General features: G+C 67.3%; 1 protein-coding gene. It reads right to left on the bottom strand.

Features of this window, described 5'->3' with window-relative positions:
• Positions 1–297, bottom strand: a 297-nt coding sequence (locus tag QMX80_RS19265) for a methyl-accepting chemotaxis protein (protein WP_282278782.1), incomplete at both ends; no start/stop codon positions are given.

The following is a 297-nucleotide window of genomic DNA, read 5'->3' as shown; positions in this document are numbered from 1 at the left end:
GCGCGGCGTTCTGCTGGGTGGCTTCGTCCATCTGCACCACGGTCTGGTTGACCTGTTCGATGCCGGCGCTCTGTTCCTGCGAGGCAGCCGAGATCTCGGCCATGATGTCGGTCACCCGCTGCACCGAGCTGACGATCTCGCCCATGGTGGTGCCGGCCTGGTGGACCAGTTGCGAGCCCTCGGACACCTTGTCGACCGAGGTCTCGATCAGTTCCTTGATCTCCTTGGCGGCACCGGCCGAGCGCTGCGCCAGCGTACGCACCTCGCTGGCGACCACGGCGAAGCCGCGGCCCTGCT

The sequence above is a fragment of the Stenotrophomonas sp. PS02297 genome (assembly GCF_029959705.1).
Classification (GTDB): Bacteria; Pseudomonadota; Gammaproteobacteria; order Xanthomonadales; family Xanthomonadaceae; genus Stenotrophomonas; species Stenotrophomonas nitritireducens.
This window is presented reverse-complemented; position numbering and strand designations above follow the sequence as displayed.